Source organism: Pseudomonas sp. Larv2_ips, from assembly GCF_963879675.1.
Taxonomy (GTDB): domain Bacteria; phylum Pseudomonadota; class Gammaproteobacteria; order Pseudomonadales; family Pseudomonadaceae; genus Aquipseudomonas.
In genome coordinates, this window is record NZ_CAWOAW010000027.1 from 1,842,618 (window position 1) to 1,863,972 (window position 21,355).

Annotated in this window: 18 protein-coding genes; 8 read left to right on the forward strand and 10 right to left on the reverse strand. The window is 62.7% G+C overall.

Annotated features, from left to right (window positions below; all coding sequences use genetic code 11):
* Nucleotides 1–31: 31 nt before the first annotated feature.
* The 4 genes from AACV02_RS25300 to AACV02_RS25315 are packed head-to-tail and all read right to left on the reverse strand — an operon-like array spanning nucleotide 32 to nucleotide 5,747.
* Nucleotides 32–1,225, reverse strand: coding sequence for an EAL domain-containing response regulator (locus AACV02_RS25300; RefSeq protein WP_106578938.1), 1,194 nt, complete (start codon nucleotides 1,223–1,225; stop codon nucleotides 32–34).
* Nucleotides 1,212–4,010, reverse strand: a complete 2,799-nt coding sequence (locus AACV02_RS25305; protein WP_119742733.1) for an ATP-binding protein — start codon at nucleotides 4,008–4,010, stop codon at nucleotides 1,212–1,214. Before AACV02_RS25305 ends, AACV02_RS25300 begins: the two co-directional genes overlap by 14 nt.
* A 58-nt stretch (nucleotides 4,011–4,068) precedes the next feature.
* Nucleotides 4,069–5,025 (reverse strand): fimbrial protein, encoded by a 957-nt coding sequence (locus AACV02_RS25310; RefSeq protein WP_237266740.1) that lies wholly within the window; start codon nucleotides 5,023–5,025, stop codon nucleotides 4,069–4,071.
* Between the two features lie 50 nt (nucleotides 5,026–5,075).
* Nucleotides 5,076–5,747: a fimbrial biogenesis chaperone gene (locus AACV02_RS25315; protein WP_218876596.1), complete on the reverse strand. Its 672-nt coding sequence runs from the start codon at nucleotides 5,745–5,747 to the stop codon at nucleotides 5,076–5,078.
* A gap of 221 nt (nucleotides 5,748–5,968) precedes the next feature.
* On the opposite strand from AACV02_RS25315, the gene AACV02_RS25320 reads away from it, so the two are divergent.
* Complete coding sequence (locus AACV02_RS25320) at nucleotides 5,969–6,490, forward strand: chemotaxis protein CheY (protein ID WP_106578968.1); 522 nt, start codon at nucleotides 5,969–5,971, stop codon at nucleotides 6,488–6,490.
* On the opposite strand, the gene AACV02_RS25325 is transcribed toward AACV02_RS25320, so the two are convergent.
* Entirely contained in the window at nucleotides 6,436–8,790 is a 2,355-nt protein-coding gene (locus AACV02_RS25325) for an FdhF/YdeP family oxidoreductase (protein ID WP_119742737.1), read from the reverse strand. The two genes, AACV02_RS25320 and AACV02_RS25325, sit on opposite strands and share 55 nt — an antisense overlap.
* Nucleotides 8,791–9,024: 234 nt before the next feature.
* Between AACV02_RS25325 and AACV02_RS25330 the strand changes: the two genes are divergently transcribed.
* Nucleotides 9,025–10,140: a catalase family protein gene (locus AACV02_RS25330; protein WP_372239333.1), complete on the forward strand. Its 1,116-nt coding sequence runs from the start codon at nucleotides 9,025–9,027 to the stop codon at nucleotides 10,138–10,140.
* Here AACV02_RS25330 and AACV02_RS25335 read toward each other — a convergent pair.
* Both AACV02_RS25335 and AACV02_RS25340 read right to left on the reverse strand, forming a co-directional pair.
* Nucleotides 10,126–11,331: a DUF1835 domain-containing protein gene (locus AACV02_RS25335; protein ID WP_119742741.1), complete on the reverse strand. Its 1,206-nt coding sequence runs from the start codon at nucleotides 11,329–11,331 to the stop codon at nucleotides 10,126–10,128. The genes AACV02_RS25330 and AACV02_RS25335 overlap by 15 nt on opposite strands.
* A 266-nt stretch (nucleotides 11,332–11,597) precedes the next feature.
* Nucleotides 11,598–12,674, reverse strand: a complete 1,077-nt coding sequence (locus AACV02_RS25340; protein WP_119742743.1) for an aldo/keto reductase — start codon at nucleotides 12,672–12,674, stop codon at nucleotides 11,598–11,600.
* A 132-nt stretch (nucleotides 12,675–12,806) separates the two neighbouring features.
* Between AACV02_RS25340 and AACV02_RS25345 the strand changes: the two genes are divergently transcribed.
* Both AACV02_RS25345 and AACV02_RS25350 read left to right on the forward strand, forming a co-directional pair.
* A complete protein-coding gene (locus AACV02_RS25345; RefSeq protein ID WP_119742746.1) occupies nucleotides 12,807–13,484 on the forward strand; it encodes an ABC transporter ATP-binding protein in 678 nt (225 codons plus the stop codon).
* Entirely contained in the window at nucleotides 13,481–14,275 is a 795-nt protein-coding gene (locus AACV02_RS25350; RefSeq protein ID WP_119742748.1) for an ABC transporter permease, read from the forward strand. The genes AACV02_RS25345 and AACV02_RS25350 overlap by 4 nt, the downstream gene beginning before the upstream one ends.
* Before the next feature lie 256 nt (nucleotides 14,276–14,531).
* Here the strand turns inward: AACV02_RS25350 and AACV02_RS25355 are convergent, their stop codons facing one another.
* From AACV02_RS25355 to AACV02_RS25365, 3 genes are read right to left on the reverse strand one after another with little or no spacing between them, the layout of a single operon-like run.
* Nucleotides 14,532–15,584, reverse strand: coding sequence for an L-idonate 5-dehydrogenase (locus AACV02_RS25355; RefSeq protein ID WP_119742750.1), 1,053 nt, complete (start codon nucleotides 15,582–15,584; stop codon nucleotides 14,532–14,534).
* A 14-nt stretch (nucleotides 15,585–15,598) separates the two neighbouring features.
* Entirely contained in the window at nucleotides 15,599–16,372 is a 774-nt protein-coding gene (locus AACV02_RS25360) for a glucose 1-dehydrogenase (protein WP_106578927.1), read from the reverse strand.
* A 20-nt stretch (nucleotides 16,373–16,392) separates the two neighbouring features.
* Entirely contained in the window at nucleotides 16,393–17,745 is a 1,353-nt protein-coding gene (locus AACV02_RS25365; protein ID WP_106578926.1) for a GntP family permease, read from the reverse strand.
* A 141-nt stretch (nucleotides 17,746–17,886) separates the two neighbouring features.
* On the opposite strand from AACV02_RS25365, the gene AACV02_RS25370 reads away from it, so the two are divergent.
* From AACV02_RS25370 to AACV02_RS25385, 4 genes are all read left to right on the forward strand, one after another.
* A complete protein-coding gene (locus AACV02_RS25370; RefSeq protein WP_119742752.1) occupies nucleotides 17,887–18,759 on the forward strand; it encodes a LysR family transcriptional regulator in 873 nt (290 codons plus the stop codon).
* Nucleotides 18,760–18,862: 103 nt separating this feature from the next.
* Nucleotides 18,863–19,495 (forward strand): glutathione S-transferase family protein, encoded by a 633-nt coding sequence (locus AACV02_RS25375; protein ID WP_119742754.1) that lies wholly within the window; start codon nucleotides 18,863–18,865, stop codon nucleotides 19,493–19,495.
* 29 nt (nucleotides 19,496–19,524) lie between these two features.
* Nucleotides 19,525–20,445 carry a LysR family transcriptional regulator gene (locus AACV02_RS25380; RefSeq protein ID WP_119742756.1) on the forward strand — a complete coding sequence of 307 codons (921 nt, stop codon included), beginning with the start codon at nucleotides 19,525–19,527 and terminating at the stop codon, nucleotides 20,443–20,445.
* Nucleotides 20,445–21,329 carry a LysR family transcriptional regulator gene (locus tag AACV02_RS25385; protein ID WP_119742758.1) on the forward strand — a complete coding sequence of 295 codons (885 nt, stop codon included), beginning with the start codon at nucleotides 20,445–20,447 and terminating at the stop codon, nucleotides 21,327–21,329. Before AACV02_RS25380 ends, AACV02_RS25385 begins: the two co-directional genes overlap by 1 nt.
* Nucleotides 21,330–21,355 lie beyond the last annotated feature (26 nt).

Sequence of the window (21,355 nt, forward strand, 5' to 3'; positions counted from 1 at the left end):
TACTATCGAACAGATAATCCGCGGCCGCCAGCTAGTGAGATGTCGCGGGGCCATCATTGTTCAGAAGTTGTTGAAATTGTTCGGAAGAGACCGCGTGAGAAATCAGGAAACCCTGCACCTGATTGCAGTCGACCTTGCGCAGCAGCGCTAGTTGCTGCGGGGTTTCCACCCCTTCGGCCACCACGGTGAGACCCAGTTTGCGGCCCAGCGCGATGATGCTTGCCAGGGCCTGGGCCATGCCCTCGTTGTCGTGGCAGCCCTGCACCAGTGCCTGATCGATCTTCAATTCGGTAAACGGTGTGGAGACCAGGTTCAGGTACGAGCTGTAGCCCTTGCCGAAATCGTCCTGGGACAGGCCGAAGCCCTTGATGCGCAGGCGGCAGGCGCCGGCGTAGAAGTTGCTGATGTCCTGGGGCACCGAGCATTCCATCAGCTCGAAGCAGATCATTCCGGGAATGCCGTCGTGGTGCAGCACAAATTCCAGCAAGCGGTCTGCCAGGTCATGGCTGTTGAGCAGGTGCGTGGGCAAGTTGATCGACACCGGTATTTCGTAGCCACGCTGGCGCCAGCGTTCCTGGGCGTGGATCGCCTGTTTGAGCACCACCCACAACAATCGCTCCTCCAGCTCGAATGCCTTGATCGCCGGCAGGAACGCGGCGGGCAGCATCACGCCTTGCTCGGGGTGCATCCAGCGCACCAGGGCTTCGGCGGCGACGATGCGGCCGTTGGCGAGGGATTTTTTCGGTTGGAACCAGGCCTGCAGTTGGCCGCTGCTCATGGCGTGCACCAGGGTGTGGCGGTCGATGTCCAGGTGTTCGGGCAATTCGGGGGAGGGCTTGCGCACGGTGTTCCTGAGCTGGTCGACGAGGCTGCGCAGGGCGTCGGCGGCGACCGGTTTGGAGATCAGCCCGATCACTTCCACATCGAGGTTTTTCGCCACCAGGCTGGCCGCCATCAGCATGCGCCGCGACGCCGCGCTCATGATCGCCAGCGCCGGCTTGCAGCGCAGGCTGGCCAGGCACTGGATAAACTGCACGCCGTCCATGCCGGGCATCAGCAGGTCGGTCAGTACCAGGTCGAAATCGCGCTGGCGCAGACGCTCCAGCGCTTCTTTACCGTCCTCGGCGGTTTCGAGCATGAAATCCCCCAACTCACTGAGCAGGTGCTGCAGGTAGATGTGCTGCAGGGGATGGTCCTCAACAATCAAAATACTAAGGGGCTTCATGGGTGATCCGTGCATAAGGCGCCAGGGAGTTGAATAGAGCCCGCAACGCAAAGGGTTTGACCAGGCAATGGTTCATGCCGGCGGCCAGGCACAGGTCGGCCTCGCCGCGCATGGCGTTGGCGGTGGCCCCGATAATCGGCAACGGGCAGCCCTGACGACGCAGTTCGCGCGCCAGTTCGTAGCCGTTGATGTGGGGCATGTTCACGTCCGTCAGCACCACGTCGAAGTTGCCGGCGGTGTACAGCTGCAACGCTTCCTGACCATCGGCCGCCAGCTCCACGGTGCAGCCGAGCTCTTCGAGTTGGTCACGCAAAATCAGCTGGTTGATGATGTTGTCCTCGGCCACCAGCAGGTGCAGGTTGAGTTTGTTCAAGTCACGCTGACGCGTCTGCTCACCGGCGCGGGCCACCCACAGCCCCTGGGCCTGGCTCACGGCCTGATGAACAGCGCCCAAGTGGTTGAGGTTGACGTGCCAGGCGCCGGCCTCGGCTTCCAGCGCGGTGCAGGCATGGCTGCTGACGTGAATCACCGGGCCCGGCCACTCGGGCGCCAGCAATGGATCGACGCTGCCGGGATGCACTTGCAGCAGCAGATGGCTTTCCGGCAGCGTCGGCAGCCCGGTCTGAGCGCGTGCACCCCAGCGGCGCAGCCAGCCGCTGATCGAATGCGCCAGTTCCGGGATGGGCGACACCACGTAGATCGTCTCGGCCAGCAACGGTGTCATCGCTGGCGTCGGCGCTTCTTCCAGCGGCAGGATCAGGCTGAAGCTGCTGCCCAGGCCCAGTTCGCTGACCATGCGGATATTGCCGTTCATCAATTCGGTGAGGCGCTGGCAGATCGGCAGGCCCAGGCCGGTGCCGGCAACCACGTTAGTGTTGCCTTCGCTCTGGTAGAAGGGCTCGAAAATCAACGCCTGGTCTTCCTGGGCGATGCCTTTGCCGGTGTCCGAGACTTGCCACAACACACTGGAGCGCTCGCCATCGCGGCCAAGCACTTTGACGCGCAGCACCACGCGCCCGTAGTCGGTGAACTTCACGGCGTTGTTGAGCAGGTTGTTGAGGATCTGGCGGATGCGTGTCACGTCGCCGATCAGCCGTTCCGGCAACTTCGGGTCGAAGCAGGCATACAGCTGCAAACCTTTGCCCTGGGCGGCCGCGGCGTAGCCCTGGATGATTTCGTGGACCAGGTCCAGCGGCGAAAACTCGCTCATTTCCAAAGCCAGCTGCCCGGCCTCGATCTTCGACACGTCGAGCACGTCGCAGATCAGTTGCAGCAAGGTCGAAGACGAACCTTCGATGGCGTGCAGATAGTCTTTCTGCTGGGCGTCCAGTTGTGTGCGCGCCAGCAATTCCAGGGTGCCGAGCACGCCGTACAGCGGCGTGCGGATTTCATGGCTCATGGTCGCCAGAAACAAGGTCTTGGCGGCGTTGGCGGCGTCTGCCGACTGCCGCGCTTCTTCCAGCGCCGCTTCCACTTGTTTGCGTGCGCTGATATCGCTGAAGGCGCAAAATAACACGTCCTCGCCCCTGTAACGGGTCGGCGCGCTGCTCAGGTACAGGTGACGGCCGTCGATGGTTTCAAAGTAATCGCTGCGTTCGGACGGTTCACCGGCGTAGGCCTGCGCGATCCAACCGGCGCGCAACGCCTCGCGCTCGGGGCCGTGGCCCAGCCATTGCTGGGCGAGGGTGTTTTCCAGCACCACCTGGCCGTCGGTGCGGCGCAGTACGCACAGGGCGACAGGCGCGGTCTGGATTACGTCGCGGCCAAACGCCTCGCTTTCGATCAGTGCCTGGATGCGGTGAATCGAGGGAATGATGAAGCGCTGGTCGACGCGGCGCATCACCAGCCAGATCAGCGTCAGGCTGAACAGGCAGAACAGCAGCGAACCCAGTAGCTGTTTCCACAAGCCGGTGACCACGGCGCGCAAGTCAATGGAATACATCAACTGCCAGTCCGAGGATTTCAGGTGCTTGCGGATCACCAGGTGATCGGGCAGCAAGCCGTTGCCGACAAAGCCGAAGAAGCTGTCTTCCTTGGGCTTGAGGTGTTGCTGGCGCATCTGCGTGTCGTCGCTGTTGGTAAATACCAGCATGCCCTGGGAGTTGAGCATCATGAACTCGCCGGCGCTCTGGTCGCTGAGGGCCTGGGACACTTCTCGGCTTTCCATTTCCAGTCCCAGCCAGCCGGAAGTGGGGTCTTGGCGATCCAGCCGGATGAATATGTACAGGTGCGAATGGTGTTCGGTGCGGTCGCTCAGCCACAACTCGTTGAGGGTGGACGGATCGCTGTGCTGCAAGGCCTTGAGGCGGTTGAGCATGCACTTGGAAATCGGCAGGACGTGCGCGGTCGCGTCATACACCCGTGTCACCTGCGGGGTAGGGCCGGCGTTTACATACAGCAGGTTGAGTTGCTTGGCCTTGAGGTAGTCGCGCAGGCGTGACGTCAGCCAGATGCTCCACTGGTTGCCCGGCGTGTCGCCCAGCTGCACATGCTCTTCTTCGGGAGAGGAGGGGTAAATCCTTGACTGCTTGCGCACCGCCGAGAGGCTGAGACTTTCAAGCAGCGCCTCGCGGTTGGTGAAAAACGTATGGGCTTCGGCGATGGCGCTGCTCATGTAGCCACGGCGTTGGGAAATATCGTTATTGAAGGTGGACAACAGAAAGGTGTACACGCCGCTGAGGATGCCGATGAGCAGCACGGTCGCGAAAATACGAAGCAGCCTTCTGGCTGCTTCGGGTCGGGAGAGGACGGGGTTGATCTGGAGCAGATAACTTTTCAATCGCATCGGCGGACTTTAAGCGTCGGCCGTGCCGCGTGGCATAAGACGATCCTTAAAAAATCAGCTATTTGTAATACATATCCACCACCACTGCGGCGTCGAATGCGCCGGGAATCGGCAGGGTGCGCCATTTCAAATCGGCGCGGAATTCGTCGTGGCTCTGGCCCAGTCCCATCAGTTCCTGCAGCGTGAACCAATTGTCGAACGGCAATTGCTGTTGGCTTTCGGCGCGGGACAGGGCGATGCCCACCGATTTATTGTTGTCCGGTACCAGTAACCCGTTGATCACACTGCCGCCACCCGGCGTGGTGGCGAAGCGAGCGCTGACGGTATAAGGCGTGTCGCAACCTTTGCGCAGGTTCAAGCTGAAATTTGCGGTGCTGGCGACTTCGCCGATGGCAAATTTGCGCGAGGGCATCGGGAAGCTGACCACGCTGGGGCTGATGGTCAGCTCGGGGGTACAGGGCACGAAGCGGATGCCGTTCATGCCGGTGACCACGTAGTTGAAGTTGCTGTTGGGCCTTGAGTTCAGGCCGCGTACGCCGTCCAGCTGGAACACCCGATACTCGGTCAGGGTACTGGCCTGGCCACTGGGAGGCGTAGGGTCGTATTTCTCGATGAACACGCTGAAGTTGAGCGTGAAGCGCGCCTTGTCCCAGCCTTTGCAGTTGGCCAGGTTGCAGCCGCGGTCGGAAAAGAACCCGGTGCCGACCTTGCCGGTACTTTGGGTGATCGGCTGGTTGTTATAGCGAATACCCACGCGGATGCCCGTGCCAATGCTGACGTTGGCCGGGTTGACGTAGAAGTAGATTTCCTCGCGGCCGTAATAGTAGTCATCTTTGCAAATCACATCGGTGGAGCGTGGGCCGGACTCCCAGATAATGCTGCCGTTTGGCGCGTCGGCCGCCACCGCCAGGGCGGTGCCCAAGGCTTCCTTGGTAATGATCGAGTCGCTGCCATCCTCACGGCAGGCCAGCGCATGGCTGGTGGCGGGCAGGACTGCGCAAGCCCACAGCAGCATGGGTAGAAATCGTTTGGTGAGTGACATTGGTGCAAATACCCCGCGAACCATCAGTTGAGCGCCGCGCTGTGGCGGGCTTGCAAACCGATATCGGTGATTTCGGTGAAGTGGAGGGTGGTGCCTTTGGGCAACGGGCCGGGCGCGGTCAGGGTTTTGTGCTCGAAAGGCTTGAGCAGCAGGTAATCACTGAGCACCTGGCCGTCGGTTTGCAGGTTCACCAGCGACAGGTGAAAGGCGCTGGGGTTGCTGACCGTGACGGTGCGCCCATCGTTGCTGCGCCATTGCAGTTGCTGCACCGCGTCGGCCGAGCCGCCTTTGAGCGCGGGTGGCCGATAGAACAGCTTAAGCCGCTGGCGTATCGCAAATTGCACGCTGTTGGGGTCTTCCGGCTTGAGCGGGATCTCCATGATATTCAGCCAGAACAGCGATTCACGGTCGCTGGGCAACCCTTCACCGGCATACAGGATGCGCAACTGATGATGCTCGCCGGCGCCCAGCTGCACCAGCGGCTCGGTGGCGGCAAACGGCACGCTGTGGCTGCTGGCTTCGTCCTGGCCGCTGATCCAGGTTTGCACCACCACTTCCCGTGCAGCCTGGTTGACCACACTGATGTTGGCTTCGCGGTCATGGCCGAAATAGATCAGGCGCGTGCCTTCGACCTTCAGCGCGGCGCTGGCGGGCGGCGGTGCAAGGGCCAGCAATCCGCAGGCTAAAATCATCATTCTGAGTAAAAACATGAGCACAGATGAATCCATGGGAGCGTGTGGGAACGCGGCCCATGGTAGGGGCAGGGCACAGTGGGGGCTTTCAGGCGATTCTTAAAAGTGCGGGGCTGTACCCGGTTACCGTTTCAGAATCGCCTTAAAGTCAGGTTTCACCCCTGACGGGTAACGTGGTCAGCGTTGAATGATCGACGCGGATGCCCACCTGCCAGGTTTACCCTATGTCCAATAAAGCGTTACGCCTTCTGATTGCCGATGCAGACCTTCTGCAACGGATCAAGATCGAGAAAATGCTCAACCAGCTGGGCTATCACCGTATCGTCCCCTTGAGCTCGTTCGACGAACTGCAGGCACTGACACGTTCAGGCGTTGTGGCGTTCGACCTGTTGATCATCAACACGGCGCTGGTGCACTCGCGGCAGGTCAACCTGTTGAAGTATTGCCATGACAACCCGCTGATTCGCCACACGCTGATCTATGACGGGCAATGTGCGCAGAGCTCGGTGGTGTCGGTGTCGGTCAGCCAGACCCTGCATTTGTCGCTGTCGCAATCGCCGGATTTCAACTCGCTGCGTCGCTGCATGGAAGTGGTCGATCCCGACCATAGCCTGCCCACGGTCGAACGCCCGGTGCTGCGCGCCGTTGACAGCCGGACCAGCGTGCCGTCAGCGGCGCCACGCGCGATCTATCAGGGCGATCCGGCGGTGGTGGCCTGCGCGGTCGGGCTCTCGCCCAAGCGTTGATCAACCGGCACGCTCAAGCGTATCGGCACCGATTTGGCCGCCGGCACCTTGCTGCGTTCGGCGTGGTGCCAGAGCGGCACCAGTGGGTTGCATTCAGGGTAATACGCCGCGGCGCAGCCTTCGGGGATGTCATACGCAACGATTTCCAGCGGGCCGACCTGGCGCTTGACCTCAGGCTCTATGGCGGTGGTCAACATCACCCCCTGACCGTTCTCGAAACCCAGCCGCGCGATATCGTTGCGGTGCATGAAGATCACCTCGCGCGTGCCACTGATGCCGCGAAAGCGATCCTCGTAGCCGTAGATCGTGGTGTTGAACTGGTCGTTGCTGCGCAGCGTCATCAGTTGCAGCACATCACGCGCCAGCACCTGGGTGTTGACGTCATCGTCTTCATTGAGCGTGGCGGGCAGCACGAACTGTGCCTTGCCGCTGTCGGTCAGCCATTCGCGGTGTGCAACGGCGATGGGGCGGTGAAATCCTCCCGGTTCGGCCATGCGGGTTTCCATGTCGTGGAAGATCTGCGGGTAGATGAGGCTGATGGCGCTGCGCACTTTTGAGTAGTCCGCGCTCCAGCCTTGCCAGTCAATCGAGCCGCCCGCTGGCAACGTGGCCTGGGCCAGGCCGGCGACGATGCTGGCCTCGGCGCGCACGTGGGCGCTGACCGGTTCGGCGCTGCCATGCCAGCCGTGGATGCAGCCGGTGCTGTCCTCGGTGGCCCAGGTTTGCTCAACACCCTGCTGCCGGTCGATTTCGATACGCCCCAGGCACGGCAGCAGCCACTGGTGTTGCGCGGGCAACAAGTGCGTGCGATTGAGTTTGGTCGCGATCTGCACGTTGAGTTGCAAGGTTTGCCAGGCCGGCTCCATGCGCGACGTGTCGGGAATCGCGCGCAGGAAGTTGCCGCCCAAGCCGATAAAGCCGCGCACGCGCCCGGCCAGAATGCCTTCGCAGGCGTCTACCGTGCACAGGCCCATTTGCTCCGGCACCTTGAAGCCGAACTGCTGCTCGATCAGTTCGACCGGGACTTTTTTCGGGTCTTCGGTAATGCCCACCGTGCGCTGGCCCTGCACATTGGAGTGGCCGCGCACCGGGCAGATTCCTGCACCCGGCTTGCCGAAATTGCCGCGCATCAGCAACAGGTTCACCAGCATTTGCACGTTTTGCACCCCGTGCCGATGCTGAGTCAGGCCCATGCCGTAGATCATCATGACCCGGTTACTGCGCGCGTACACCTGCGCGGCCGCCTCCAGGGCGCTGCGGCTCAGGCCGGAGCGGCGCTCGATGGTCGGCCACTGCGCGGCGCGAACCATCGCCGCAAACGCGTCGAAGCCTTCGGTGTGTTCGGCGATAAAGGCGTAGTCGAGTACCGGCGCACGCCCGTCGCGCTGTGCCTGGTCGTCCAGCTCCAGCAGCACTTTAGCCAGGCCGAGCAGGGCGGCCGTGTCGCCACCGATTGCCACCTGGTGATACTGGGTACTGATCACGGTGGATTCGGGGGTGAGCATTTCCACCGGTGATTGCGGGTTGACGAAGCGTTCCAACCCACGTTCGCGCAAGGGGTTGAAGGTGATGATCGGCACGTCGCGTTTGCGCGCATCCTGCAACTGGTGAAGCATGCGCGGGGCATTACTGCCGACATTCTGGCCGAAGAAAAACAGGCAGTCGGTGTGCTCGAAATCTTCCAGCGTCACGCTCCCGACGGGGATGCCGATACTCTCCTGCAAGCCGACCGAGGTGCTTTCGTGGCACATGTTCGAACTGTCGGGCAGGTTGTTGGTGCCATAGGCCCGAGCGAACAGCTGGTACATGAACGAGGTTTCCAGCGAGGCGCGGCCCGAGGCGTAAAACACCACACTGTCGGGTTGCAGCGTTTGCAATTGCGCGCCGATCTCGCGGTAAGCCTCCTCCCATGACGTTTCGCGGTAGCGGTCGGTGGCCGCGTCGTAGCGCATCGGATGGGTCAGTCGCCCGTGTTGCTCCAGTGCGTAGTCCGACCATTGGCGCAGTTCACTGAGCGAGTGTTCGGCGAAGAACGCAGGTGAGGTCTTGAGCGAGGTCAGTTCCCAGGCCGTGGCCTTGGCGCCGTTTTCACAGAATTCCAGAGCATGCGGCTTGCCGGGTTTGGCCCAGGCGCAACTGACGCAGGCGAAGCCATCGGGCTTGTTCTGTTTGAGCAGCGCTTTGGTGGCCTTGGCAAAGGCCTGTTCGCGCCAGAGAATTTTCATCACCGACTGCGCCGAGCCCCAGCCGCCGCTCGCGTGGGTGTAGGGGTGAAAGTGGGCTTTTGGATAGATGAGCATGGGCTGCACCTGAGGGCTTTATCGGTGAGGGATAACGTTACGACGAGTACGCTTGGCAAAAGGTTCGAGCGGGCTTCCGGGCGGCAGGCTAACCGCTCGTCCGACGCCGTGCGGATTTGTTGAACATCCGTTTCTCTGCCTCGGCCCTATCAATCAAGACGGCCGCATTTATTCAGTCGTCGCTGCCTATTAGAAAAAAGCCTGCCGTGAATACCTTGCCGAGCGGAGAGACGCCTGATGAACGACCTACCTGCAGTCAACCCAGCGATTCAGCCTTTGGCTTTTGAGCCGTCATTCGAACAGATTCCCGATGATGAAGCGCAGACCAGCAAGGAGCTGGCTGAAGCGCTGCACGGCATCATGGAAACTACCTTTCGCGACAATGGCCATGCCACTCGCAGTGTCCACGCCAAGGCCCATGGCTTGCTGCGCGGGCACATCAGCGTGCTGGAAAACCTGCCCGCCACACTGGCCCAGGGCGCCTTCGCCAAACCGGTGCGCTTGCCGGTGTACCTGCGCTTTTCGACCAACCCAGGCGATATTCTCGATGACAAGGTGTCCACGCCCCGCGGGTTGGCAATCAAGATCGTCGGCGTGGACGGCCCGCGATTGCCGGGCAGTGAGGGCGAGGTCACCCAGGATTTCGTCATGCAAAACGCCAAGGCCTTCACGGCCGCAACGCCCAAGGCTTTTTTGAAGACGCTGAAATTGTTGGCCAAGACCACTGACAAGGCGCCGGGCATGAAAAAAGCCTTCTCGGCGCTGTTGCGAGGCGTGGAAGCCACACTCGAATCCATGGGCGGCGAAAGCGGCACGCTGAAAAGCCTCGGCGGCCATCCGCAGACCCATATCCTCGGCGAGAGCTTTTCCAGCGTGGTGCCGATGCTCTATGGCCCTTACTACGCCAAAATCGCTGTGGTGCCGGTGTCGTCCAACCTGACGGCATTGACCGACTTGCACGTGGACTTTGGCGATAACCCCGACGGACTGCGCGCAGCCGTTGAGGCTTACTTTGCCCAGAGCGGCGGCACTTGGGAGGTGCGCGTGCAACTGGCCACTGACCTGGAAAAAATGCCCATCGAGGATGCTTCCGTGCAATGGCCCGAGGACCTCAGCCCGTACGTGACCGTGGCGCGCATCGACCTTGAGCCCCAAGCGGCCTGGAGCCCTGAAAACGTCCAGAAAATCGACGACGGCATGGCCTTCAGCCCGTGGCACGGGCTGGCGGCGCATCGCCCGTTGGGCGGAGTAATGCGCGTGCGTAAACCGGCTTACGAGATGTCGTCGGGGTTCAGGGCCGAGCACAACGGGTGCCCGATCCACGAACCGCGGCCGTCAATCACGCCATAAAGGCTGGTGGTCGTCATCCAGCGTCCAGTGGGGTTGGCGGGGTTCCAGGCACACTCCGCCAACCCAACGCACCTGGTTGGCGTGGTCCAGCCAATAAGCGTCGGCGTTCAGCACCGCGTGCCCCAGTGGGGTCAGTGCGAGTGGGCGACGCGGCCATTCGGGCTCGGTTGCAGTCTCGACCAGTAACGGCTGGTCACCATCGATCAACGGCCGCAACAACGCATGAAACATCGTGTCGCCCAGAAACGGCAGCGGCTCGCGCTTGCCCATCAGTTCTGCGAACACCCGACCGAACGGTACGGGCCCGGCTTCGGCGATGTACTGCAGGGACAAGCGTTCGGTGAGTGACAAACCATCGCGCCTGCCTGGCAATTCCTGCAATTGACGCGTCAGTGCCGGCGCGAGCAAGGGCAGGGCGCGGTGGTTGCCCTGAGCCAGTTGCGCCCAGTTGACCGGCGAGGGGTTGCAGTAAGCCGACCAGGCCTGCTTGGCCAGTTGCACGGCCTCATCGTCGATCAACCGGCGCTGTGGCCATAACCACGCGAGGACATCGGGTGCCAGTTGGCCAATGCCGATAAACCGCTCGACGCCGGGAATGCGGTCCACTTCGATCAGCTCAAGCTTGCGCGGTGCCTGCTCAAGCCCGGCCAACGCGCGGATCAGGAACAGCTGGTCGTAGGCATCCGCCTCACACCACAGCACGCTGTGATCGGCGTCGGCCAAGGCTCCAAGCTGGTGGTATTCATCGTTGATGCGCCGCGCGACTTCGGTGGGGTCCAGGGCGAAGGCCTGGCTGATAAACGCGCTGCGCATCGCGCGGAATGCGTCGCCGGGAAGGTCACGCACCGGCCCCATGCACAGCGGATCGGTGAGCATCTGGAACCGGCCTTTGAACCCAGCCACCTGCAGGCTATGGGCAATGTCGCTGCCGCAACGCCAGTGGCTGGTACGGGCTTCATCGCTGGCCTCAAACGCGGGATGGCGGGCGGCGAAGTCGAGGGCGTCGACGTGCGCCTTGAGCTTGGGCCAACTGCTGAACCCCAGTTGCCGGGCGACGTGCCATTGGGCCTGGGACAACGTGGCGGTAGGGTCCTGGCTTTTCAGGCGCGGCAACAGTTCCTTGGCGCGCTTGCGCTGCTGCTCAAGGTTAAGACGGCCATCGGTGTTGGAGGATAAAGGGCGTTGCGACATACGATCTCCTTGCACAGACCTTTTCCGCTTTAAGGTTGGGAGTCGTAAAAATGAAATGCAGCTTGAGTGTCTTGGGCGCAGCCCTTTCCGCGGAAGGTGGCGTAGAGAGCGCCAGGCGGGAAATATAGGCAGCATTGGCGCTCAGTGCAACCCTGCCAGTGTGGGAACGGGCCTGGCCGCGATGGCGCGGTGTCCGTCAGCCAATGCGCTGACGGAACCATCGCCTTCGCGGGCAGGCCCGCTCCCACCTTTTTGTCGTGTCGCTCTTATTTGTCCTTGCGCGCATCCATGGTCTTTTGATGCTCGGCCAGGAACGGCTGCTCCGCCGGATCAAAACGGTCAATCCCGGCAGTGAAGCGATGCCAGTACGGGTACAACGGCTGGCGCCGTGTCACCGCCTCGATGCGTGAAGACTGTTCTTCGGTGAGTTTGAGTTCGGTCGCCGCAAGGTTGTCGCGCAAGTGTGCTTCGGTGCGGGCGCCGACGATCAGCGAGGTAATGCCCGGGCGATCCTTGAGCCACGCCAGGCACGTGCGCGCCACCGATACACCGTGCTCGTCGCCCACGGCGGCGAGGGTTTCGATGATATCCAGCGCGCGTTCCTGGTCATGCACATAGGGTTCCGGCCAGCCACTGCCTTGGCGGGTAGTGGCCGGTGGTGTGTGCCCGCGCCGCGTCGAACCGGTCAGCAGGCCTTCCCCCATCGGGCCCCACACCAGCGTGCCGACGGACTGGTCGAGTGCCAGCGGCAGCAGTTCATATTCGGCTTCGCGCGATTCCGGCGTGTAGTAAATCTGCTGGGTGATGGGCTTGAGCATGCCGTGCAGCTCGGCCTTGCCCAGGGTTTTCATCATTTGCCAGGCCGTGAAGTTGCTGGTGCCGAAGTAGCGGATCTTCCCCGAACCGACCAACAGTCGCAGTGCTTCGAGGGTTTCCTCGATGGGCGTCATGCCGTCCCAATTGTGCAATTGGTACAGGTCGATGTGGTCGGTGCCCAGGCGCTTCAAGCTGGCTTCGCAGGCGCGAATCAAGTGGTAGCGCGAGGACCCGGAGTTGTTCGGGTTTTTGTCCACCGGGCTGCGCCCCTTGGTGGCCAACAGGATGTCGTGACGCTTGTCGCCCAAGGCCTTGCCCACCACTTCTTCGGCCAGGCCGTGGGAATAGAGGTCGGCGGTGTCGACCATATTCACGCCGGCGTCGAACGCGATGTCGAACATGCGCCTGGCCTGCGGCACGTCCACCGCGCCGCACTTTTCGAACTCGGCGCGACCGCCGAAGGGCACGGTGCCCAGGATGATTTCGGATACCAGCAGGCCTGAATGGCCCAGTTGTCGGTATTGCATGTCGCCTCCTGTTTTACGTTGCACGTGAAGGTGTGAACGACATGAATGGCGATAGTTTGAATTTTTTCATGAAATCTTCGTGCACCTGCCGCACCATTGCGCCCAACACGATTTAAGAGGAACACCGCGTCCATGAGCGCACTGATAGAAACCCGCGCCCTCACGCGCGTGGACGAGCGTCGCCAAGTGGCCTTGCTTGAACCGACGGACTTCACCCTCAACAGCGCCGACCGCGTGTCGATCACCGGTTCTTCCGGCTCCGGCAAAAGCGTGTTCCTGCGCGCGCTGGCGCTGCTGGATGCGCCCACCTCGGGGCAGATTCTGTGGAACGGCCAGCCGGTTGCCAATGCCGACATTCCCCATTACCGCAGCCACATCAGCTACCTGTCGCAACGCCCTGCGCTGCTTGAGGGCACGGTGCAGGACAACCTGCGTTTTCCGTTCAGCCTCAAGACGTTGCGCAAGCGCCGCTTTGACCTGCAGGCGGTGACCACGCTGCTGGGGCATGCCGGGAAAACTGCGGACTTTCTGCACAAAAATGCCGGTGACCTGTCGGGCGGTGAAGCCCAGGTGGTCGCGCTGATCCGCACGCTGCAACTCAACCCCGAAGTGCTGTTGCTCGACGAACCCACAGCGGCCCTCGATCCCACTTCCTCCCGTGATGTGGAAGCGCTGATCGACGCCTGGTTTGCCGGCGACAACTCGCGTGCTTTCATCTGGGTGTCCCACGACCTCGACCAGGCCCAACGCATGAGCGCCATCCACCTGCAGATGAGCGCCGGCGTGCTGAGCGCAGTGGCCCAACCATGAATTATCAAAACCTTACCGCGCTGGACATGGGCATCGCCGCCTCGCTGATCCTGATCAACGGCGCGCTGTCGTTGCTCTTGCGCCTGGGCCTGGGTCGCCAGTTGCTGTGGGCGGCGGTGCGCACGGTGGTGCAACTGTTGGCCATTGGTTATCTGCTGGGCTGGGTGTTCGAGTTTGCCTACTGGTACGTGGTGCTGCCGCTGATGTGCGCGATGACTTTGATCGCCGGCCTGTCGGCGGCCGGACGTGGGCGCAGGACCTATCGCGGGCAACGGGTCGACAGCATCCTGTCGGTGTGGGGCAGCTCCTGGCTGGTCACGGCGGTGGGGTTGTTTGCGGTGATCCGCATCCACCCGTGGTACGAGCCGCAGTATGCGATTCCGATTCTGGGGATGATCCTTGGCAATACCCTGACCGGCGTGTCACTGGGCATCGAGCGCATGACCCAGGAACTGACCTCGGGGCGCAACACCATCGAAATGATCCTGGCGTTGGGCGGTTCGCGCTGGGAAGCCGCGCAGGAAGCCATCCGCCAGGCTGTGCGCGCCGGGATGATCCCGACGCTGAACCAGATGACCGTGGTCGGCATCGTCAGCCTGCCCGGCATGATGACCGGCCAGGTGCTGGCGGGTGAGAGCCCGGTGGACGCGGTGCGCTACCAGATCGTGATCATGTTTCTGATCGCCGCGTCGTCGGCGTTGGGCACGGTAGGTGCGGTACTGCTCACCTACCGCCGGTTGTTTTCCAAGAGCCATCGTTTTTTGCGCTTCAGGCTTGAAGAGCGCGCCTGAGCCTTACGTGTTGTTGCAACCCTTGGCGATGGAGGGTTCCACTCGGTGGTGAGCGTAGACAGACACTCGGCACTGGTCCAGTCGGCCCAGCGACCTGCGCAGCCTTCAGCACTGATGTTGATCAAATGTGGGAGCGGGCTTGCTCGCGAATGCGGTGGGGCAGCCAGCTCATGTGTAACTGAGCCACCGCTTTCGCAGGCAAGCCAGCTCCCACAGGGATCAACTTTGCTGGGGAGATTGCATTCCAGGCCAGGCGTCAATCCAGATCCGGCACACCAAAATCCAACACCACTTTCATCGCCTGGGTCTTGTCCGCCGCCAACTCAAACGCCTGCACCGCCTCGCCAAACGGCACGGTGTGGGAGATCACCGGGCGTACATCGACGATCTGGCGATTGAGCAAATCCACCGCCTGGGCAAACTCCGCGTGGAACCGGAAGGTGCCGCGCAAGTCGATCTCACGACTGACCAGCAAATTCAGCGGCAGCGACACATCACCGCCCAGGCCCACCGTCACCAACACCCCGCGCGGGGCGATGCAATCCAGGCCACTGCGCAGGGCCTGGGCGCTGCCGGAGACCTCGAACATCACCTCGAAATAGCCCTTTTCGGCGGTGTAGCGCTTGAGCGCATCGGCGCCGTCGGCGATGTTGTGGGTGCGTGTGGCGCCCATCTTTTCGGCGCAGGCGAGGGCGCTGGCGGACACGTCCACGGCCACGATTTCACCGGCACCGGCAGCACGCAGGCTGCCGATCAGCAAGTTGCCAATCGGGCCGCAGCCGGTCACCAGCACGCGTTTACCGAACACCGCGCCAGCGCGCTGAATCGCGTGCAAGCCTACTGACAACGGCTCGGCCAGTGCGCCCTCGGCGAGGCTGACGTGGTCGGCCAGGCGATGCGCCTGATGGGTCTCGATCACCAGGCTCTGGCGAAACGCGCCCTGGATGTGGGGAAAGGGCATTGCGCTGCCGTAGAAGCGCATGTTCAGGCAGTGATTGGGCAAGCCCTGATGGCAATAGCGGCAGCCGCCGCAGGGGCGCGATGGCGACACTGCAATGCGCTCGCCAACCTTGAATACCCCGGCGTCGCTGCCTACCGCGTCGATCACCGCCGACACTTCGTGGCCGAGCACCATCGGCTCGCGCAGGCGCACGGTGCCGAAGCCACCGTGCTGGTAGTAGTGCAAATCCGAACCGCAGATACCGCCCCGCGCGATGCGCACGCGCAGCTGGTCGGGGGCGAGGGGTTGCGGTTCATCCTGGGGATCGACCCGCAGGTCCTTTGAAGCGTGACAGACGATAGCGTGCATAAAATTCTCCAGGATTACAGCGACGCGGTGATGCCACCGTCGACGTAGAGGATATGACCGTTGACGAAGCTGGCCGCGTCACTGGCGAGGAATACCGCGGCACCGGCCAGTTCGGCCACGTCGCCCCAACGGCGGCTCGGCGTGCGCTGCACCAGCCAGTCGCTGAAGTCGGGGTTGGCCACCAGGTTGGCGTTCAGTTCGGTCTTGAAGTAGCCGGGCCCGATGCCGTTGACGGTCAGCCCGTGCGGGCCCCAGTCGATGGCCATGCCCTTGGTGAGCATTTTCAACGCGCCCTTGCTCGCCGCGTACGGCGCGATGCCAGGGCGGCCCAGCTCGCTTTGTACCGAGCAGATATTGATGATGCGCCCACGCTTGCGCGGGATCATCGCTCGGGCCACGGCCTGGCCGACCAGGAAGGCGCTGTCGAGGTTGGTGCTGATCAGCTCGCGCCAGTGTTGCTCGCTGTAGTCTTCCAGCGGGCCACGGCGTTGCATGCCGGCGTTGTTGACGAGGATTTCCAGTGGCCCCAGGCGCGCCTCGATGTCGGCCACGGCGGCCTGGATCGCCGCGCTGTCGGTCACATCGAATGCCTGGGTGTGCACCTCCAGGCCCTCGAGCGTCAGCAGTGCGGCCGCATCGCGCAAGGTGGCGCGGTTGCGCCCGTTGAGCACCACCCGCGCACCGGCCTGGGCCAGACCACGGGCAATCGCCAGGCCGATACCGGCACTGGAACCGGTGACCAGCGCGAGCCGGCCATCGAGGCGGAAGTTGTCTAAAACGCTTTGCATGGGCTACCTCTCCTAACGCTTCACACCACCAACGACAGCAGCATGATGAACCCCAGGGCGGCGAAGGAGAGCACGGTCTCCATCAGCGTCCAGGTCTTGAAAGTTTCGACGACGGTCATGTTGAAATACTGCTTCACCAACCAGAACCCGGCATCGTTGACATGCGACAGCACCAGCGAACCGGCACCGGTGGCGAGCACCAGCAGCTCACGGTTCACGCCGGGCATCAGCCCGATCACTGGCGCGACAATTCCCGCACCGGTGATCGTCGCCACGGTGGCGGAACCGGTGGCCACGCGAATCACCGCCGCCACCAGCCACGCCAGCAGGATCGGCGAGATCTCGGCGCGCACCGCCATGTGCCCGATCACGTCGCCGACGCCGCTGGCCACCAGCATCTGCTTGAAGCCGCCGCCTGCGCCGACGATCAGCACAATCGCGGCGGTCGGGGCCAAGCTTGAATCCAATAGCTTGCTCAGCTGTTCACGCGAGAAACCGCGGGCCGCCCCAAAGGTATAGAACGCCAGCAGCAGCGCCGCGAGCAACGCGGTGATCGGGTGGCCGATAAAGTCCATCCACACGCGGAACACGCTGTCGGCAGCGAAGGCCACGTCGGCGAAGGTCTTGAGCAACATCAGCACCACCGGCAACAGGATGGTGGTGACGGTGATGCCAAAGCCCGGCAGGTTTTCCCCCGTGGACTCTTTCGCCAGTTGCTCCATCAGTTCCGGCGATGCGTGGCCGGGGACGTAGCGTGAAATCAGGTTGCCGAACAGCGGGCCTGCGATCACCGCCGTGGGCAGGCCGACAATCAGCCCGTAGAAAATCGTTTTGCCGATGTCCGCGCCAAAAATCCCGATGGCCAGCAGCGGCCCCGGATGCGGCGGCACCAGCCCGTGCACCACCGACAACCCGGCGAGCAGCGGCATGCCGACCTTGATCAGCGACAGCCCGGTACGGCGTGCCACGATGAACACCAGAGGGATCAGCAGCACAAACCCGATCTCGAAAAACAGCGGAATGCCCACCAGGAACGCCGAGAACATCATTGCCCAGTGCACGCGCTGTTTGCCAAATGCGCGAATCAACGTGCGCGCGATCTGATCGGCGCCGCCGGAGTCGGCCATCAGTTTGCCGAGCATGGTGCCCAGGCCAAGAATGATGCCGACAAACCCGAGTACGCCGCCAAAACCGTCCTGGAAAGACTTCATCACCTTGTCCACCGGCATGCCGGAGGTCAGGCCAAGAAAGCCTGCGGCGACGGTGAGCGCGACAAACGGATGGACCTTCAAATGGGTGATCAACAATATCAATCCGATAATCGTGACCAGCGCATCCACCAGCAGATAAGTGTCGTTAGCCATGCCGAGCATGCTGCCTCCTTGTTCTCATTGTTATAGGCCAAGCCCTGTCATATCGTGTATGACGGTGCGTTACTTCACCGCAGGCGCGGGTCAGCGTCCAATTTTCATTTGTGATCGGGTGATCATGGTTTTTGATAACCGGGAGATTTCGTGGAGTTAAAACACTTGCGCGCCTTCGTGGTGCTTGCCCAGCAACTGCACTTCGGCCGGGCGGCGGCGCAGTTATCGATTGTGCAGCCAGCGCTGAGCATGCAGATCAAGTTGCTGGAAAGCGGCCTGGGTGTGCGCCTGCTGGATCGCAATCGCCACTCGGTGACGCTGACCGAAGCAGGGCGCGCATTTTTGCCCGAAGCCCAGGCCACCTTGCACCAGGCCGCGCGCGCCGCAGACGCCGCGCGGGCGTCTCATCGTGGCGAAATCGGCCGAGTGCGTCTGGGGTTTGTGTCGTCGGTATTGCCGCAATTGTTGCCGCAGCTGATCCGCGCCGTGCATCTGCGCTACCCGCGTATCGAGCTGGAACTCAAGGACATGCCCGGCCCCGATCAAGCCGCCGCCTTGAAAAACGGCCTGTTGGATTTCGGTCTGATGCGCCTGCCGGCCGCCCATCCCGGCGTGCAGACCCGCGCGGTATTGCGTGAAAGTTTTTGCGTGGCACTGCCGGTCGATCATCCTTTGGCGGCCCAGACCACCCTCCAGCCCAAGGACTTGCTCAACGTGCCGGTGTACATCCTCGCGCGTCGTTATGCGCCGGGGTTCTACGACGAGTTCATCAATGCCCTGGGCATCACGCTGGACATCGCCTCGGAACTGGGTGAGTTCACCACCATGCTTGCGCTGGTGTCTGCGGGGTTGGGCGTCGGGGTGTTGCCGCAACAGGCGGCGCGCGCGCTGCCGGCCAATTGCGTGGCGCGTCACCTTGAGCTGGGGGCGTATGAGGCCAGTACCGGACTGGCCTGGACCGAGCTGGACAGCGCGGTGAAGATCACGCTGTTCAGCCTGATCATGGAATTATTCGCGCAGTGATTGTTTCGTCCGGTGAAATGCTCGATTGTAAATCCTGATGATTCTCTCGATCAGTGCAGCGGTAGAACATGCGGGCGTCGATCCCCCATCCTTGGAGCCTTTCATGTCTCAGTCTGCGATCAAACTGTATGGTTTCCCACTGTCTGGCCACTCTCACCGCGTGGAGCTGATGTTGTCGCTGTTGCGGCTGCCCCGCGAATTTATTCTGGTTGACCTCAAGCACGGCGCGCAGAAGTCCCCGGACTTTATGGCCCGCCTCAACCCCTTCGGCCAGGTGCCGGTGATCGATGACAACGGCACGGTGTTGGCCGATTCCAATGCGATCCTGGTCTACCTCGCGAACACCTACGGCGACGGCCACTGGCTGCCGAGTGATCCTGTCGGCCAGGCGCGCGTGCAGCGCTGGCTGTCGGCCGCTGCCGGTCAACTTCACGCCGGGCCGGCGGCCGCGCGACTGGCCGTGGTGTTTGGCGCCGAGGTCGATACCGTCACCGCCATCAGTCGCTCGCACGCGCTGCTGACGCTGGTGGAGCAGCAACTGGGCCAAAGCCGCTTCCTGGCCAGCGAACAGCCGAGTATTGCCGATATTGCCTTTTACACCTACGTCGCCCACGCGCCGGAAGGCAATGTGTCGCTGGCCGACTACCCTCAGGTGCGGACCTGGCTTGCCAGCATCGAGGCCTTGCCGGGCTTTGTCGGCATGCCGCGCACGGCAGTGGGGCTGCAAGCGCAATAAATGATCTGTGGCTAGAAGAGTGAGCGCCGATGGACCGATTTCATGAAATGCAGGTATTTCTCGCGGTCGCCGAGGAGGCGGGCTTCGCCGCTGCCGCACGCCGCCTGAAAACCTCGCCGCCCAGCGTGACCCGGACCATTGCCGCCATGGAGCAACGCATCGGCACGCAACTGCTGGCGCGCACCACGCGCAGCCTGCACCTGACCGAAGCCGGCCAGCGTTACCTGGAAGATTGCCGACGCATCCTCGCCGAACTGAACGAGGCCGAGGCAGCGGCGGCAGGCAGTTATTCCATCCCGAGCGGTCAACTGACGCTGACCGCGCCCGTGCTGTTCGGCGAGTTGTATGTGGCGCCGGTGCTGGGCGATTACCTGGACCGTTTTCCGCGGGTGAGCATCAACGCCTTGCTGGTCGATCGCGTGGTGAACATGGTCGATGAAGGCGTGGAGGTGGCCGTGCGCATCGGCCATCTGCAAGAGCCGGGGCAGCAGGCGATCAAGGTGGGTGAAGTGCGCCGCGTAGTGTGTGCTGCGCCAGGGTATCTCGACCAGCACGCAAGGCCGGCGCGGCCAGAGCAACTGCGTGAAGCGAAGATCGTCACGTCGTCCTCCAGCCAGTTGGTGAGCGAGTGGCGGTTTGTCGACGGCGGCCAGCCGCTGACCGTGCCTATCGAGCCGCGTCTGGTGGTCACGGCCAATAACGCGGCGATCCACCTGGCGCGGTTGGGTTGGGGCATGACGCGGGTGCTGTCCTATCAAGTCGCAGCGGCGGTGGCGGCGGGCGAGCTGGAGATTGTGCTGGAGGATTTCGAGCCGGCGCCGCTGCCGATCCAGGTGGTGTTCCAGAAGAGCGGCCGGGTACCGGCCAAAATCCATACCTTTGTCGACTTTCTCACCCATCGCCTCGGGCAGGACGCGGCCCTGAACCCGGCGTTGAAGCGGCGCAGTTGATGGAACGTTATCGCGACATGCAGCTGTTTGCGGCGCTCGCCGGGCAACCGAGCCTGGCCTCGGCGGCCCGTCACGCACACGTCTCCAGCCCGACCCTGATGCGTGCGATTGCGCGTATGGAGGCGCGCCTGCACGCGCAGTTGCTGCAACGCAGTACGCGAGGTGTGAGCCTGACCGACGCAGGCAGCGTCTACCTGGCTGACTGCCTACGCCTGCTGGCCGCGGTGGACGCCGCCGAAGCCTCGGCCCAGGGTTTGCACGCGCAGCCTCAGGGTAACCTGCAAGTCTTTCTGCCGTTTCTGTTCAGCCGCTACGTCATGGCGCCGGTGTTGGCTGGCTATATGGAGCGCTACCCCGACGTGCGTCTCGTCGCCCGCTATCACGACCATTACCCCAACCTGCATGAAGAGGGGTTGGACGTGGCAATCCTGGTCGGTGAACTGCCCAGTTCGTCACTGATCGCCCGGAGGGTGGGGCAGGTGCGCCCGATTCTCTGCGCCAGCCCCGACTACCTGGCCGCTCACGGCGAGCCGGCGCATCCTGACGACCTCAAGCAGCATCGCCTGATCGCCAGTGCCGATCAGGTTGACTGGGGCTTCAAAGGCGGCTCATTAAAGGCGCGCGCACGCTTGAGTTGCACCACGGTGCAGGGCGCGATCAATGCCGCTGTGCACGGTGCGGGGCTGATTCGCTGCCTCAGCTACCCGGTGCATGAACAGTTGGCGAGCGGCCAGTTGCGTCGCCTGCTACCGGCCTTTGAACTGCCGGCGCTGGCGGTGCACGTGGTGTACCGCGAAGGCCGCAACGCGCCGATGCGCGTGCGCAGTTTTGTCGATCACTGCGTGGCAGCGCTGCGGGACCATCCGGCGTTTCAGTTGGCGTAATGCTGGATTGCCAAGCGTGGGCATTC